Annotated in this window: 18 protein-coding genes; 7 read left to right on the forward strand and 11 right to left on the reverse strand. The window is 62.9% G+C overall.

The genetic code is table 11. The features are described 5' to 3' along the window. The first annotated feature begins 211 nt into the window (after nt 1-211). Complete coding sequence (locus BJG93_RS26320; RefSeq protein WP_082194514.1) at nt 212-685, forward strand: DUF2778 domain-containing protein; 474 nt, start codon at nt 212-214, stop codon at nt 683-685. After that, a complete protein-coding gene (locus BJG93_RS26325; protein ID WP_027195015.1) occupies nt 682-957 on the forward strand; it encodes a hypothetical protein in 276 nt (91 codons plus the stop codon). Before BJG93_RS26320 ends, BJG93_RS26325 begins: the two co-directional genes overlap by 4 nt. A gap of 256 nt (nt 958-1,213) precedes the next feature. Here BJG93_RS26325 and BJG93_RS26330 read toward each other — a convergent pair whose 3' ends face one another. Further along, nucleotides 1,214-1,429, reverse strand: coding sequence for a hypothetical protein (locus BJG93_RS26330; RefSeq protein ID WP_027195016.1), 216 nt, complete (start codon nt 1,427-1,429; stop codon nt 1,214-1,216). A 196-nt stretch (nt 1,430-1,625) separates the two neighbouring features. Here BJG93_RS26330 and BJG93_RS26335 point away from each other — a divergent pair, with 196 nt between their 5' ends. Further along, nucleotides 1,626-4,085, forward strand: coding sequence for a penicillin acylase family protein (locus BJG93_RS26335; protein ID WP_027195017.1), 2,460 nt, complete (start codon nt 1,626-1,628; stop codon nt 4,083-4,085). 39 nt (nt 4,086-4,124) lie between these two features. Here the strand turns inward: BJG93_RS26335 and BJG93_RS26340 are convergent, their stop codons facing one another. Together BJG93_RS26340 and BJG93_RS26345 are read right to left on the reverse strand one after the other, a co-directional pair. Continuing rightward, the gene (locus tag BJG93_RS26340; protein WP_027195018.1) at nt 4,125-5,090 is read right to left on the reverse strand and encodes a PDR/VanB family oxidoreductase; all 966 of its coding nucleotides are present in this window, start codon (nt 5,088-5,090) and stop codon (nt 4,125-4,127) included. Beyond that, nucleotides 5,087-6,172: an aromatic ring-hydroxylating oxygenase subunit alpha gene (locus BJG93_RS26345; RefSeq protein WP_027195019.1), complete on the reverse strand. Its 1,086-nt coding sequence runs from the start codon at nt 6,170-6,172 to the stop codon at nt 5,087-5,089. The genes BJG93_RS26340 and BJG93_RS26345 overlap by 4 nt, the downstream gene beginning before the upstream one ends. A gap of 183 nt (nt 6,173-6,355) precedes the next feature. Here BJG93_RS26345 and BJG93_RS26350 point away from each other — a divergent pair, with 183 nt between their 5' ends. Beyond that, on the forward strand, nt 6,356-6,856 hold the full coding sequence (locus tag BJG93_RS26350; RefSeq protein WP_027195020.1) for a MarR family winged helix-turn-helix transcriptional regulator: 501 nt from the start codon (nt 6,356-6,358) through the stop codon (nt 6,854-6,856). An 18-nt stretch (nt 6,857-6,874) separates the two neighbouring features. Here the strand turns inward: BJG93_RS26350 and BJG93_RS26355 are convergent, their stop codons facing one another. Next, nucleotides 6,875-7,813: an NADP-dependent oxidoreductase gene (locus BJG93_RS26355; RefSeq protein WP_027195021.1), complete on the reverse strand. Its 939-nt coding sequence runs from the start codon at nt 7,811-7,813 to the stop codon at nt 6,875-6,877. A 189-nt stretch (nt 7,814-8,002) separates the two neighbouring features. On the opposite strand from BJG93_RS26355, the gene BJG93_RS26360 reads away from it, so the two are divergent. From BJG93_RS26360 to BJG93_RS26370, 3 genes are read left to right on the forward strand one after another with little or no spacing between them, the layout of a single operon-like run. After that, nucleotides 8,003-8,236, forward strand: a complete 234-nt coding sequence (locus BJG93_RS26360; RefSeq protein ID WP_027195022.1) for a DUF2795 domain-containing protein — start codon at nt 8,003-8,005, stop codon at nt 8,234-8,236. Nucleotides 8,237-8,266: 30 nt separating this feature from the next. Continuing rightward, a complete protein-coding gene (locus BJG93_RS26365) occupies nt 8,267-8,482 on the forward strand; it encodes a hypothetical protein (RefSeq protein ID WP_071336611.1) in 216 nt (71 codons plus the stop codon). Beyond that, entirely contained in the window at nt 8,479-9,390 is a 912-nt protein-coding gene (locus tag BJG93_RS26370) for a DUF72 domain-containing protein (protein ID WP_027195024.1), read from the forward strand. The genes BJG93_RS26365 and BJG93_RS26370 overlap by 4 nt, the downstream gene beginning before the upstream one ends. Here the strand turns inward: BJG93_RS26370 and BJG93_RS26375 are convergent. From BJG93_RS26375 to BJG93_RS26405, 7 genes are all read right to left on the reverse strand, one after another. Next, nucleotides 9,382-10,050: a UdgX family uracil-DNA binding protein gene (locus BJG93_RS26375; RefSeq protein ID WP_027195025.1), complete on the reverse strand. Its 669-nt coding sequence runs from the start codon at nt 10,048-10,050 to the stop codon at nt 9,382-9,384. The genes BJG93_RS26370 and BJG93_RS26375 overlap by 9 nt on opposite strands. Nucleotides 10,051-10,077: 27 nt before the next feature. Continuing rightward, nucleotides 10,078-10,230, reverse strand: coding sequence for a DUF6496 domain-containing protein (locus tag BJG93_RS26380; RefSeq protein WP_167544166.1), 153 nt, complete (start codon nt 10,228-10,230; stop codon nt 10,078-10,080). A gap of 115 nt (nt 10,231-10,345) precedes the next feature. Continuing rightward, nucleotides 10,346-11,029: a hypothetical protein gene (locus tag BJG93_RS26385; protein ID WP_027195026.1), complete on the reverse strand. Its 684-nt coding sequence runs from the start codon at nt 11,027-11,029 to the stop codon at nt 10,346-10,348. Beyond that, nucleotides 11,026-12,432 (reverse strand): selenium-binding protein SBP56-related protein, encoded by a 1,407-nt coding sequence (locus BJG93_RS26390; protein ID WP_027195027.1) that lies wholly within the window; start codon nt 12,430-12,432, stop codon nt 11,026-11,028. The genes BJG93_RS26385 and BJG93_RS26390 overlap by 4 nt, the downstream gene beginning before the upstream one ends. Nucleotides 12,433-12,568: 136 nt before the next feature. Next, complete coding sequence (locus BJG93_RS26395; protein WP_027195028.1) at nt 12,569-13,447, reverse strand: ABC transporter permease; 879 nt, start codon at nt 13,445-13,447, stop codon at nt 12,569-12,571. Further along, the gene (locus BJG93_RS26400) at nt 13,444-14,274 is read right to left on the reverse strand and encodes an ABC transporter ATP-binding protein (protein WP_027195029.1); all 831 of its coding nucleotides are present in this window, start codon (nt 14,272-14,274) and stop codon (nt 13,444-13,446) included. The genes BJG93_RS26395 and BJG93_RS26400 overlap by 4 nt, the downstream gene beginning before the upstream one ends. A gap of 34 nt (nt 14,275-14,308) precedes the next feature. Then, entirely contained in the window at nt 14,309-15,361 is a 1,053-nt protein-coding gene (locus BJG93_RS26405; protein WP_027195030.1) for an ABC transporter substrate-binding protein, read from the reverse strand. Nucleotides 15,362-15,373: the final 12 nt, after the last annotated feature.

Genomic DNA, 15,373 nt, shown 5'->3' on the forward strand with positions numbered 1-15,373 from the left:
GGGCAGGTTCGCGCTGACTGCGGCATGTCAGCAGAAGGGCGCATTCGCTCGGTTATCGGAATGCGTCAACCAGTCGTTGCAGAGACGTGGATTGCTGCCGCAAGTTTTTATTTTGATATTAGCCTTCTCAAAATAAATCGCCTTTAAAATGCGCGCTCGGCACAACTTGATTATCCATTAGTTGACTTTTATCGGTCGATCTGGAGGACTGATGTTTCAATGCTCGTTCGAATTAAATGGCAAGCCAATGAGTGAATTTCGGATTGGCGCCCTATCGTTTCCTGCATACTCTGGACAAGGGAGTTATATCAATAAAGCGGCGGGAACGTGCACGCCGACGTATGGTGCTATCCCCGCGGGCACGTATTATATTTTTGACAGAAGATCCGGAGGCGCTCTCGGCCCGTGGAAAGAGCGGCTTAATCTGAATCGCAATAACAAGAGCGAATGGTTCGCGCTGTACGCTATCGACGGCCATATTGACGACGACAAACTCTTATGCGACGGCATCATTCGTGGCCAATTCCGATTGCATCCGAAGGGACGATTGGGGAAAAGCGAGGGCTGCATCACTATCGACCAACTCGCAGACTGGCATCATATACGTTCTATATTTATCAACACGCCGAAAGTATCCGTGCCTGGATCGGAACTTAAAGCGTACGGTGAAGTGATTGTGAGATGAAAAAATTCCTCATCTGCGTCTCGGTCGGCTTGAACTTACTGTTCGCAATCGTTGTCAATGCGCTGTGGTGGATGATGTATCCAGAAGCGCCGTTGAATTTTTCGAATCCGATATGGAAATGGGCGGTTCGCATGTACGGGGTCACGACGGCATATCAGGAATCCGACTTGGCATTCTTCATGTCGTCGGCCGCTATCGTGCTAGGGTTCGCGGCAGTCGTGCTGGTTTTCCGGTGGTGCATGAAGCGCGGTCAGCGAAAAGTTGGCGACTAGCCATCTCCGGTGGAAATAGTCGCTGCGTCAGCACCAAAAGATTCCCCGAAGCCCGCCGCCCAGCGGGCTTCGCTCGGCTAGCTTAGCTTTGCCTTGACACGGTCCCACCACGGCGGCGGTAGCTCAATTTTTCCATCGTCGCCTTCCGCCGACGTGTCGTATATCAAAGAGTCCTCTGTCCAGAAAAGCCTGATTCGCTCCGGATATCGATAAACTCGCTCGGCAAGCAATTCCTTCGTAGCAGGCCGGTAGAGCCTCAAGGCAATGCGGTCGCGGGCAGGTATGCATACCGGGCGATGTATTTCCCGTCATCCGATCTCTGATCATGAAAAGTGGCTTCTGTCATCTGCTTGGCCGCGGTTCGATAGCCGAGCGCCGCCAGCGCGAGAATCACAGTCAGGGTGACGATAATCAGCCTGGCGGGAACCGACCGCGACGTCTTGATCTTGCAGACAAAAATTTCATCAGGCACGGTATAGCTTCTCGCTGTAGATTCAACGTTCGTCGATGACTATGACCGGCATGCAGCACCACTGCTTCTAGCCACACGACATTAATAGCTAACTGACGGTTCGAAAGAAATCAGAGCACGCCTAAACGGCGATGATTCACAATCTTCTTCGCACGCCCGTCACCGCTCAACGTCCGCCGACCGGAAAAAAAGGCCCATGCGTTCGAACGTCTCCCTGCTCCGCCGCCTCGTCGCCCCGCTCATCGTCCTTCCCGTCGCGGTCGCCTTGCAAAGCTGCGCGAGCCCGGATACGGACAACGTCGCGCACACCGGCCCCTATCGCGCCGACATCCGCCGCACCGCGCTCGGCATCCCGCACATCAAAGCCGACGACTGGGACAGCCTCGGCTACGGATATGGCTACGCGCAGGCGCAAGACAATCTGTGCACGATGGCCGAGAGCTTCGTTACCTATCGCGGCGAACGCTCGCGCTTTTTCGGCGCCGACGCGCGTCCCACGCTCGGCGCGACATTCGGCCAGCCCGACAATCTGAACTCGGATTTTTTCTTCCGTTTCATCGTCGACGACGCGGCCATCGCGCGTTACCGCAAAAGCCAGACCGACGAGATTCGCGCGCTGATCGACGGCTTCGTCGCCGGCTATAACCGCTACGTCGTCGATCTGGAGCACGGCGATTTTCCGGGCGCGCATACGGCCTGTCGCACGGCGCCGTGGCTCGGCAAGATCAACATCGCGGACGTCTATCGGCGACAGTACGCGGCCAATCTGGCAGGCGGCGAGGCGCGCTTCATCAATGCGATCGCGACCGCACGACCGCCGCAGGCCGTACCGGTGCCGCCGCAAAGCGCGTTGCACGATGACGTCGTCCCCGTCGACGCACCGCTTGCCGAATTCGGCGGGCAGGCGGGCATCGGCAGCAACGCGCTCGCGTTCGGCGCGGACGCGACGCATACGGGCAGCGCGCTGCTGCTTGGCAATCCGCACTGGTTCTGGACCGGCCCCGATCGCTTCTACCAGGCTCAACTCACTATTCCGGGCAAGCTGAACGTCAGTGGCGTGTCGTTTCTGGGCGTGCCCCTGATCATGATCGGCTTCAACGACAACATCGCGTGGACGCATACCGTGTCCACCGCGAAGCGCTTCGGTCTCTTCAAGCTGACGCTCGTGCCTGGCGCGCCGACCCGGTATCAGGTCGACGGCAGCAGCGAAGCGATGACGCCGACGCGCGTGAACGTCGACGTGCTCGCGCCCGACGGTTCGCTGCATACGGTGTCACGCACGATGTACCGCTCGCGCTTCGGCCCGCTCGTCAATCTCGGCCCGATGTCGCCCGCGCTCGCGTGGAATGCGCAGCAGGCGTTCGCGCTGCGCGATATCAACACGGACAACTTCCGCGTGCTCGAAAACTTCCTCGAATGGAATCAGGCGAGTTCGCTCGACGATTTCATCCGTATCCAGAAGAAGAACGCGGCTATGCCGTGGGTCGACACGCTCGCGATCGGCCGCGACGATCCGCGCGTCTCGTACGCGGATATCGGCGCGATTCCTGACGTGCCCGACGAACTCGCGCAGCGCTGCACGCCGCCGGTCGGTAAGGCAATGGCGCAGGCCTTGCCCGGCGTGCCGGTCCTGGACGCTTCGCGCAGCGACTGCGACTGGCGCGACGAGCCGGGAGCGGTATTGCATCGCGCGTTGCCGGTCACGCAGATGCCGTCGCTGCTTCGGCGCGACTATCTCGGCAATTTCAACGACAGTTACTGGCTCAGCAACCCGGCCGAGCCGATGACCGGCTACGCGAAGATCATCGGTCCGACCGGCACGCCGCAGTCGTTGCGCACACGGCTCGGCCATATGATTGCCGCGCAATTGCAGAACGATCCACATGGCGTGAGCGCCGATGCGCTCGGCCGCGCCGCGCTCGACAGCCGCTCGATGTCGGCGTTGCTGTTCAAGCAGCCGGTGCTCGACCGTGTGTGCAGTAGCGACGCGCTCGCGGCGCTGCCGGCCGATCCGAACGCCGACCAACAGCGCGCCGCGTGCAAAGTACTCGCCGCATGGGACGATACGGCCGCGGCCGGCGCGGTGGGTGCCACCTTGTGGGATGAACTGTGGCGACGTCTGCTGACTATTCCGCCTGCGCAGCTATACGCGGTGCCGTTCGATCGCGCGAAGCCGTTGACCACGCCCGCGGGCATCGCCGCCGATCCGGCGAAGCTCGCCGCCGCGCTGCATGACGCGCTCGCGGCACTGCAACGCGCCGGCATCGCGATCGATGCGCCGCGCAGTGCGGCACTCTATGTGCAACGCGACCACGAACGCATTCCGCTATTCGGGGGTTGCGACACGGGCGGCTATTTCACCGCGGCGTGTGCCGCTCATCCATTCGATGCGAGCGGCTATTCAATGAACGTCAAGCCAATGGGCGACACGTATCTTCAGATCGTGTGGTTCGCCAAGGATGGGGTGATCGCCCGCACGCTGCTCGCGCCATCCGAATCGGACGATCCGGCGTCGCCGCACTATGCCGACGGCACGCGCGATTACGCAGCCCAACAATGGGCGCTGATCCCGTTCTCCGAAGAATCGATTGCGCACGATCCAGCGTTGAGTGTCCACACGCTGAGTTCGTCAGATGGGAAGGGGAAGGCGCAATAAGCGGTACGACGGGCGGCACGCGCGTGGTACCGCAAAAGGTCATAGATCCAGCACCAGCAGCGGCGATTTCGCGCGCGAGCAGCACGGCAGGAACTGATCGTTCGCCGCTCGTTCCTCGTCGGTCAGATAGGAATCTTGATGATCCGGCTCGCCGGACAACACGCGCGTCAGACAGGTCCCGCACACGCCCTGCTCGCACGACGTGATGACTTCCACGCCATGCGCGGCCAGCGCCTGCACGACCGTGCATTGCGGCGGCACGTCGATCGTCGCGCCGGTGCTCGCGATGCGCACCTGGAAACTGCCGCCTGTCGCCGCCGGATTCGCGGGCGCGCCGAAGAACTCGTAGTGCAGCCTGTGTTCCGGCCAGCCCTTGGCCCGCGCGCGCTCGAGCACGAAGTCCATGAAGCCGCGCGGGCCGCACACATAGAGATGCGTGCCGTTCGGCGCATGGCTCAGCGTCTGATCGATATTGAACGTCGAGCCGCCCGGATGGTCATCGTGATGAAGCTGGACCGACTTCGCAAACCCAGCCTGCGCGAGACGCTCGGCGAATGCCGTGCGTTCCTTCGAGCGCGTGCAATAGTGCATGTCGAACGAAGCGCCGTTCGCGGCAAGCCGCTCCGCCATGCAAAGAATCGGCGTCACGCCGATACCGCCCGCGAGCAGCAGGTGATGCGCTGCATCGTCAGCGAGCGCGAAACGATTGCGCGGTGCGCTGATCCGCAGGCGATCGCCTTCGCGGAGCCGATCGTGCACCGCTTTCGATCCGCCGCGTCCCGTTTCGTCGCGCAGAACCGCGATCAGGTAGCGATGCGTCTCGCGCGGATCGTTGCACAACGAGTACTGACGCACGAGCCCATTGGGCAAATGCACGTCGACGTGCGAGCCGGCCTCGAAAGCGGGCAACGCTTGACCGTTTTCGCTCGCCAGTTCGAAGCTCGCGATACCGGGCGCTTCATTGCGCCGGCGCGCGACCACTACATTCAGCACAGGATGGTTCATGTGGCCGTCCGCACCGGCATGACATGCGTCGCTTCAGCGTGGGGCACGCCCGTCTCCGCGCGTTCCTGCGCGACCAGACGATCGATCACGCGACGCGACATCACACCGCCCGCATCGATATTGAGTTTCAGCAGTTTGCGCTCGGGCCAGCGCAACAGGTTTTGCTGCTGACGTTCGAGCATCTCCAGATCTTCGCTGAAGATCTTTCCCTGCCCTTCGCGGATGTTTGCTGTCAGCGCAGCATCGTCGGGACGGAAATTGCGCGCCATGCCCCAGAAATACCAGATCGACGTTTCGGTTTCCGGCGTGATGAAATCGACCACGATCGACGACGCTTTTTTATCGGCCGGCGCATGATAGCCGCCATGCCCGGCATGCGCGACGCCCACCTCGATCAGCACATGACTCGGCGGCGTGAACTGGCAGATCTGCCAGCGGTCGACCGGCACGTCGTCGGCGAGACCATTGCCGCGCAATGCCATTTTCCAGAACGGCGGCGCCGCGACGTTTTCCATGAAACGGCTGGTGCGCACCACGTCCCCTTCGGCCACGGTTTTCGGCGCGGCTTCGTCGATTTCTTTTTGCCCGATGCTGTTCGCATGCACATAGGTCTCGTGCGTCAGATCCATCAGGTTGTCGATCATCAGGCGGTAGTCGCAGCGGATGTGATAAAGGCCGCCGCCATACGCCCATTCGGCACTCTCCGCCCACTCCAGGTGATGCAGTTTGGCCGCATCGGCCTGCGCCGCATCGCCGGGCCACACCCAGACGAAGCCGTAACGCTCGATCACCGGATAGCTGCGGATCGACGGAAAGCCGTTGACGCGTTGCCCCGGCATGCCGGTCGCCTTGCCCTGACAGCCCATTTCGAGGCCGTGATAACCGCACACGAGCGTGCCGCCGCGCACGAAACCGAGCGACAGCGGCGCGCCGCGATGCGGACAGAAGTCTTCGAGCGCCACCGCGGCGCCGTCCGCGTTGCGATAAAAAACCATCGGCTCGCCGCAAATCTGCCGGCCCAGCGGCTTATCCGCGACTTCGTCGGGCATACATGCGACGTACCACGCATTCCTCGGGAACATGTCGGCTTCACTCCTTATCGATCCGCGCATTCATTCAGTACACTCATTGCGATTCAGTGTACTCAATGCGCCTTTAATGCTTAAATGAAGGTTTTCCCCTAGACGAACTTTCAATCAGGTAACACGAAGGCCGCTTCGCCGTTTCCATTCGCAGCGAAAAGGCGCGCGGTCTTCCGAATCAATATGGCCACTTCAACCGATACCAGCACTTCCGCGATCAGCATCGATCTGTACGACCAGCCTGGCCATCTGATCCGTCGCGCGCATCAGATTTCCGTGTCCATGTTTCATGATCTGATCGGGCGGGAGGTGACGCCCGTGCAGTATGCGGTGCTCCGGATGCTGCAGGAATTGCCCGGCCTCGATCAGGTCACGCTCGCGCAGCGGGTCGGTCTCGACACGTCGACCACCGCCGATATCGCGGTGCGGCTCGAAGCGAAAGGCTGGATCGTGCGCGAAGTTCTGCCGCGCCGTCAGCGTCGTCTATTGCTGACGCCGGCTGGAGAACAGTTGCTCGATGAGTTGGTTCCCGGCGTTAACGCACTCAATCACGGTTTGCTCGACGGCATGGGAGACGAGGATGCGCGAGAGCTATTGAGGCTGTTGAGAAAGTTCGTGCATCTGAATAACGACCAGAGCCGCGCGCCGCTGCGCAGTGCGAGCGACGACGCGAATTCGAACTAGCACCGAGCGCTCTGCGCGCTACGACGCCACGTCCACCACGATCTTGCCGCGCACGTGGCCTTTCGCGAGCCGTTCCAGCGCCTTGGCCGTCGCATCGAACGCAAACCGTTCGGCGAGCGCGACACGCACGCTGCCTTTGTCGAGCAACGCCGCGATCTCGGTCAATTGCCGGCCGTCGGGTCGAGCGGTATAACGCGCAGCCCGTGCGCCGTGGTTCGACGCCTCGGTCTGCGACGGCTCGTTGAGCGTCGAGATCAGCGCGCCACCCGCCGCCACGGCCAACCACGAGCGGCGCTGCGTGTCGCCGCCGATCAGATCGAACACGAGGTCCATGTCGCGCGCGACGTCTTCGAAGCGCTGCACGTGATAGTCGATCACGCGATCCGCGCCGAGCGAGCGCACGAACGCGATGCCGTCGCCAGACGCCGTCGCGAACACTTCCGCGCCCTTCTGCTTGGCGAACTGCACGGCGAAATGACCCACGCCGCCCGCGCCCGCATGAATCAGCACGCGGCCGCCGGCTTCGAGGCAGCCGTGATCGAACAGGCCCTGCCATGCGGTCAACGCGGCGAGCGGCACGGCGCCCGCGCTCACCGCATCGAGCTTTTCCGGCGCACGCGCTAGCGCGCTCGCGGGCACGACGACGAATTCCGCGTAGGCGCCCTGCCCCTGGCCAACGAAGCCATACACCTGCTCGCCACCGCGCCATTGCGCGACGCCCGGGCCGACGCGTTCGACCACACCGGAGAAATCGCGCCCCAGCGTATAGGGCAGCTTGTCTTCGCGGATCAACGGGTACTGGCCCGAGCGCGTCTTCAGGTCGACCGGATTGGCGCTGGCCGCGCGCACGCGCACCAGCACTTCGCCGGCGCCAGGTTCGGGGATATCGATCTTCTCGGCCTTGAGCACCTCCGGACCCCCGAAGCTGTGAATGCGATAAGCGAGCATCGTGCTCATGATGGCCTCCTTGAAAGACCGCGTGTCAGCGGCGCTACCTGCCGGCTGCGCGCAAGCCGCGTTCCTCACCGTTTGCCGCTGGAAAAGACGCCGAAGGCTATCAGCGGTTCAACGCATGCGCCGAGGCACGACATATGCGACATCTACCGGTAGGCGCGCAGTCGTGATGTACTCATTCAAGGAGGAACCATGTCACAGCACCCCGCCCATTCGCAGGATCATCGTCACCCCGGCCAGCCGAATCCCGCTGACGTCGAAAAAGCACTCAGTGGCGCCAATTACCCGACCACGCGCGAAAAGCTGGTCGAGCAGGCGCGCAAGAATCAGGCGAATACCGACATCATCGATCTGGTCGGCCGTCTGCCCGACCACAATTTCGACAGCCCGGCCGCGGTCGCGAAGGAAATCGCGCGTATTCAATGACGCAGCGAGCCGTTGCTTCGGAACCGGACAGTGCAGGAGAACATCATGGAAAGCACTTCAAAAGATTCCCGCGGCTCTGGCACGAAAGACGAACCTTCGAGCCCGCGCAAACGCGTCGCCACGCCGACGGACACGGAGCAAAGCAGAAACGACGAGAAAGAACGGCAAAAGCATGCCGGGTCGGAGAACGCGCTCGAGTCCGCGCAGGACAAGAACCCCATTCCGCCCGAGTCGACGCGCGAATGAAGAAAACCGGCAACGTGCGTATCGGCATTTCCGGCTGGCGCTATCAAGGGTGGCGCGGCAGCTTTTACCCCAAGGATCTCAAACATGCAGCGGAATTAGAGTACGCGTCGGCGCTATTTGGCACGATCGAAATCAATGGCACACACTACAGCCTTCAATCGCTCGATAGCTGGCAGCGCTGGTATGCGCAAACGCCCGACGGTTTCGTGTTTGGCATCAAAGGCGCGCGTTATCTGACGCATATGCTGCGGTTTCGCGACGCGAGCGCGCGCGTTGGCATCGCGAACTTCTTTGCACAAGGGCTACTCGCGCTCAACGAAAAGCTCGGTCCTATCCTGTGGCAATTTCCGCCGTCCTTCCGCTTCGAGCCCGCGGCAATGGAGCGCTTTCTGCGCGAATTGCCGCCCGACACCGCGAGCGCATCGGCGCTCGCGAAGCAGCACGATCAGCGCGTCAAGACGCCTTACGTCGAGATCGATCGCAAGCGCACGTTGCGTCACGCGGTCGAAGTGCGCCACGCGAGCTTCGTCGATCCGGCGTTCGTGACCTTGCTTCGGCAATACGGCGTCGCGCTCGTCGTTTCCGATTCCACCGAACCTTGGCCGTTCGCCGAAGATCTGACGGCCGACTTCGTCTATATCCGCCTGCACGGCAGCGAAGCCAAATACTCCGGCTCATATGGCGACGAAGCCTTGCAACGATGGTCCGAGCGGCTCGATGCATGGCGCAGCGGCTCGCAGCCGCCCGACGCGCGGTTGATCGCGCCGCAACGCGCGCCACGTCGCCGAGCGGCGCGAGACGTCTATTGCTATTTCGACAACGATGTCAAAGCGCGCGCGCCCTTCGACGCGCAACGACTGATGAGCGACCTCGGATTACAAGCGACGCAAGCGCCGGCGCTAACCTGAGCCCGAGCGCTTGCCGCCGTGAGCCAGCTTCTGTGCGGTGCGCAGCGCCGCGACGATTCGCTCGTACACCTCGCGACGCGTTTCAGGGTCCGGCGCGCGCAGCGCAAACGACGGATGGTAGGTCGCGACCACGTGTTGCTCGCCACGCTCGAGCGTCTTGTCGAACGCGTCCTGCAAGCGCGCGTGCGAATCGTCGAGAACCGCTTTCAATGCAGTCGCGCCCAGTGCGACGACCACCCGCACATCCGGCATGTCGAGTTCCTGGTCGAGCCAATAGCTGCACGCATCGAGTTCGCGCTGCGCGGGCGTTTTGTGCAAGCGACGCTTGCCGCGCGCAATCCACTTGAAGTGCTTGACCGCGTTCGTCACGTACACGTCAGTACGCTTCACGCCCGCCTCTTCGAGCGCTTTGTCGAGCAACGCGCCGGCCGGCCCGACGAAGGGCTTGCCCTGCAGATCTTCCATGTCGCCGGGCTGCTCGCCAACCAGCACGATCGACGCATGCCGCCGCCCTTCACCGGGTACGGCCTGCGTCGCGTTGCGCCAGAGCGCGCAACGGCGGCAATCGTCGAGCTTCGCCGGATGCTGATCGGGTTCGACATCCGGTTGCTCCGATTGCGCGTCGCCCTGCGCGCGCTTTTTCGGCGGCCTGTCGGTCATGGGTGCGACCGCGCGTGCTGAAGCGGCTTATTTGCCGCTCTTCTTCGGAATCTTCGCGCCCGACTTGCGCGCCTGATTCAATGCGATCGCGACAGCCTGTTTGTGCGGCTTGCCATGCTTCGACTCAGTCTTGATGTTGTGCGACACGGTCTCTTTCGAGGTACCTCTCTTCAGCGGCATGATCTTCTCCGGGTTAGGTGACGACAGGAAAAATCAGGACCCGCACGCACTCGCGTTCCTGCACCTGCACTCCGCAGCATACGGTGTGCCCGCGACCGCATCGGCCGCCTCCAGATCACCCGGAAAAACCCGCCGCCGCCGCATTCAACGCCAGCGACACGCCCCCGACCAGAATCAGACTCGACGCCCACAGCGCATCGAGATTGAACCAGCTGCGCGACACGAACCTAAGCCCGAGGTAGCGATAAACGAGCCATGCGAGCACGCCGCCCGCGATCGTCATCGCAGCCGCATGCGCGGCGGAGACCGACAGCGCCATGCGCAGACTCGTTTCGATCAGCGTTTGGGCGGCTTTGTGCGCGCTGTCGATGTCGTCCGCGCGGCACAGACCGAGGTAGATCGGCACCAGCATCAAGCCCGCGCCATGCGCGATCGCCACCGCAAACGACCATAACGCGAGCCGCGACGGCGGAATTCTCGCCAGCACACGCGGATGACGCCGGCGCATCAGCAACACCAGGCCGAAGCCGATCACCAGCAGGCTCGCACCAATCTGCATCTGGCGCTGCCATGCAAGCACGCTCGCGAGCATCGCGAACGGCAGCATCATCAGCAGGATGGCGAGCGCGTGCCCCGCCGCGAGGTAACACAGCGCCACAAACAGCGCTTGCGAGCGCCGCTGCATCAGCGCGTTCGACACCGCGAGGGGCCATCCCATCGCCGGATTAAGCCCGTGATACACACCGCTTGCGAGCACGGCCAGCCACAGTACCGCTTGCGGCGACACCGCGCCGTTCAAACGCCCACCGACGGATAGCAGAACGAATCGGTCGAGCAGTCGCCACCTTCGAGGCGGATCTGGTGCGCGCGGTAGCCGGCCGGAAACTCGACGAAGTAATCTTCGGCGAGCGTCAGACCGCCATCGGGGTCGGCATGCGCCATCACTTGCACGCCGGGCACACCGTCCGGATAGAACTGGTCGTCCCACGTCGAGTAGAGCGAGTTGGTCCAGTAGATGCGCTTGCCGTCGCGGCTGATCTCGACCATCTGCGGACCGCCGGTGAAAGCTTTGCCGTTCGGATGCGGCGTGCAACGTTCGATGCCGCCGATGCGCACCGAGCCCGTCAATCTCGGCTTGCGCGGTTCGGTCACATCGTACTGGCGCATCTCGCCGGTGCCCCAACAGGAGACGTAGAGGAATTTATCGTCGATCGACAGATCGATGTCGGTGACGAGCGGCGGCACGGCGCCGAAACCTTGCAGCAGCGGCGGCAATTCGTCGGCGTGCGCCGGCTCGGGCGCAATGGTCGCGGTTTTTTCGATGTGGAAGCGGCCGTCTTCGCGCCACCAGGTCCAGATCGACCCTTCCAGATTGGTGGTATCGACCACCACGCCGATAAAGCCGTATTCGCGGCTCGGATCGTGCGCGGGCCGCACTTCGAGCGCCATCTGATGATTCGCGCCGAGGTCGAGCGTTTGCACGTTGCGCCTCGCGCGCAAATCCCAGAAGTGCACGCGGTGGCCGTATTGGTTCGCGAGCAGGTCTTCGGGCACGATGCCGTTTTCGAATTGCGGCGGCAGCGCCCATTCTGTCGACACCATGTAATCGCGCGGCAGATTCCACCAGAAGTCGTAATGCTTTTCCTGCGCGCCGCGCTCGATCTCCCAGCGGCCCAGCACCTCGAATGTCTGGCAGTCGATGATGAAGATGCCGGGTGGCCCGTCGGTGCCGTCTTTGCCGCCACCGCCGAGCGTGCTCACGTAGATGCCCTCCGGTCCGCAATGCACGGTGTGCGGACGCGAATAGCCGGTCTTGCGGAAGATTTCCTCGGGCTCGATGATCTTGTGAATCTTCGCCTGGGTCGGATGCGGTTTCGTGTCGACGATGTAGATGCGCGACGAGCGCATGCCCGGAACGATCAGATAGCGTCGTTCAAGGAACGCGTGGCCCGTCAACGGCGATAGCGCGGACGAGCATGCATTCCAGCCGAAGTGATGGAACTCGTCACCCTTGTTCGGCACCGGCACCGTGTGGACCACCTGGCTATAGGTCGGCGAACCGGGTTTCACGTCGATCACGGCGAGCGCGTCGGGCTGAGAAAAATCCGGACTCAGCAGCACCGTGTACGCGTATTCTTCCGCCGGCGCATCCATCGCGAGCTTCGGCGATGCATGAAAGGTAGGATCGGGGCGCATTCCCATGACGGCACTCTCCCTGTCGTTCTGAACGGTTCTGAACGGAAGCCCGGCCCGCCAGCAATCGAGCCAGCGCGTAACCTTAAATTTGTAGTCCACGCCAGCGACGGACGCAACCGGAAATTTGCGCCGCCGCAATGCGCTACTGTTGCGTGCCCCAGCGCCGCACGGTGACGCGTTCGAGCGTATCGAACACCAGATGTTCGACCAGCAGACCGATCACGATCACCGCGGCAAGCCCCGCGAAAACGCGATCCGTATACAGCTCGTTGCGATTCTGGAAGATGTACCAGCCGAGCCCGCCGCTGCCCGAACTCGCGCCGAACACGAGTTCCGCGGCGATCAGCGTGCGCCATGCAAACGCCCAGCCCACGCGCAGGCCGGCCAGGATCGACGGCAACGCCGCCGGCACGAGGATCAGCAACACATGACGCAGACCCGTCAGACCATAATTGCGCCCGGTCATCTTCAGCGTCGCGGGCACCGACTGAAAACCCGAATAGGTATTGAGCGCGAGCGGCCACAGCACCGCATGCACGAGCACGAAAAGCAGGCTGCCGGTGCCGAGCCCGAACCACAGCAGCGCGAGCGGCAGCAATGCGATGGACGGCAGCGGGTTGAACATCGCGGTGAGCATCGACAGCAGATCGCGGCCCACGCGTGTCGAGACCGCGAGCGAGGTCAGCACGAACGCGCACCCGGCGCCGAGCACGTAGCCGCGCAGCAGCACGGACATCGATACCGCCGTCTTCGCGAGCAGCTCGCCGGACCACACGCCTTGCACGAACGCGGTCAAGGTCGCTCCGAACGTCGGCAGCAGCAGATCGTTGTTGATCACGCGCGCGGCGATTTCCCACACGACGATCAGCACCAACGCGATCAGCGTCTTGCGCAGCCAGCCGTGCGCGAAGACCCGCCTGGCCATCGGCAACGGCGCTTCGGTCGCGAGCTCGCCGGGCGCTTCGAGCGGGCGTTCGTATTCGTCGCGCACCGGCGGCCGCAAGCGGGCGGGCGTACTCATTGCACGGCGTCCGTCTGGTCGAACAGCAGGTGATGAATCCGCGCGACGCTGCGCTGAAAATCAGCGCGTCCGAAACTGTCTCGCGAATATTGATGGCTGTTCAGCTCCGCGCGCACGCGGCCCGGATGCGGTGACAGCAGCAGAACCCGGTTGCCGACTATCAGCGCCTCCTCGATCGAATGCGTGACGAACAGCAGCGTGAAATTCACTTCTTCCCATAGCCGCAGCAGTTCTTCCTGCATCTTGCGGCGCGTCAGCGCGTCGAGCGCGGCGAACGGTTCGTCCATCAGCAGCACGCGCGGCTGCATCGCGAGCGCACGCGCAATCGCGACGCGCTGCTTCATGCCGCCCGACAGCGTGTGCGGATACGCATTCGCAAACGCGGCGAGCCCGACCTTGTCGAGGTAGTGCAGCGCGCGTTGGTGGGCTTCGGCTTTCGACAGCTTCTTTGCGACGCGCAGCGGAAACGCGACGTTCTGCACGACCGTCTTCCACGGCGGCAACTGGTCGAACTCCTGAAACACGACGATGCGATCGGCGCCCGGTCCGCGCACGCGCTCACCGTCGAGCGAAATGCTGCCCGCGCGCGGCTCGATGAAACCGGCCACCGCCTTCAGCAGCGTCGACTTGCCGCAACCCGACGGGCCCAACAGCACGAAGCGGTCGCCGCCGTAGACGTCGAAGCTCACGTCGTGCGTCGCGCGCACGATCCGCTCGCGCGTGCGGTATTCGAGGTTCACGTTCTCGACCGCGAGCAGCTTGCCGCTGGTTGCCGCGGCTTTCTCTGCGCCGTGATGCGGAAACACCATCGTGGGATTGGCCACCATCAAAGCGCTCCCGCCCAGTTAGCTTGCGTCATGCTCAGCTCCCCGCCGCCGTCGCCGGATCGTCGAAGAAATAGTCCCGCCACGACGACGGTTCGTTCCTGATCGCGCCGACGCGATACATGAACTGCGCAAGCCCGAACGTGTTCTGCGGCACGATCTTGAACTGCACCTGCGGGTTCGTGATGATCTTCACGAGCAGGTTGCGATCGATCTTCGACTGATTGGCGCGGATATAGATATCGGCCGCGCCCTGCGGACTCGCGTTGACGTACTTCGCCGCATCGGCGAGCGCATCGACGAACGCGCGATACGTCTTCGGGTTGTCGTGGCGGAATTTTTCGGTCGCATAGAGAACCGTCGCCGAACTCGGTCCGCCCAGTACATCGTACGAATTGAGCACGATATGCGCATGAGGATTAGCGGCCAGTTCCTGCTCCTGGAACGGCGGATTGCCGAAATGCCCGGTGATTTCCGTGCGGCCCGCGATGATCGCCGCGGCCGCGTCGGGATGCGGCAAGGCCTGGGTGAACTTGTCGAGCCGGTCATATTCCTTGTCGCCCCAGCGCTTCGCGGCCGCGTATTGCAGCACTCGCGATTGCACCGACACATTGACCGCCGGCAACGCGATGCGGTCTTTCTGCGTGAAGTCCGCGATGGTCTTCACGTCGGGATTGTTGCTCACCAGGTAGTACGGCAGATTGCCGAGCGACGCGACACCCTTCACGTTCTGCTTGCCATGCGTGCGATCCCAGATCGTCAGCAGCGGGCCGACGCCCCCGCCGGCGACATCGACCGCGCCCGACAGCAACGCATCGTTGACCGCCGCGCCGCCCGACAGCTTGATCCAGTCGACCTTGATGTCGAGCCCCTGCTTGCGCCCTTCGCTTTCGATCAAACGCTGATCGCGCGCCACGTTCAGCAGCAGATACACGATGCCGAATTGCTCGGCCACGCGAAGCTCGCCCTCGGCATGCGCGGAAGCCGTGACGGCGACGCCCGCCGCACCGATCGACAGACTCAGCAGGCATGCCGTCAAACGGCGGACAAACGACGGCCGTGCGGCGGTCGGGCGAAATCGGCTCGGCATTGAAACTCCAGT

Origin of the sequence: Paraburkholderia sprentiae WSM5005, assembly GCF_001865575.2 — a bacterium.
In the GTDB taxonomy this organism is placed as follows: Bacteria; Pseudomonadota; Gammaproteobacteria; order Burkholderiales; family Burkholderiaceae; genus Paraburkholderia; species Paraburkholderia sprentiae.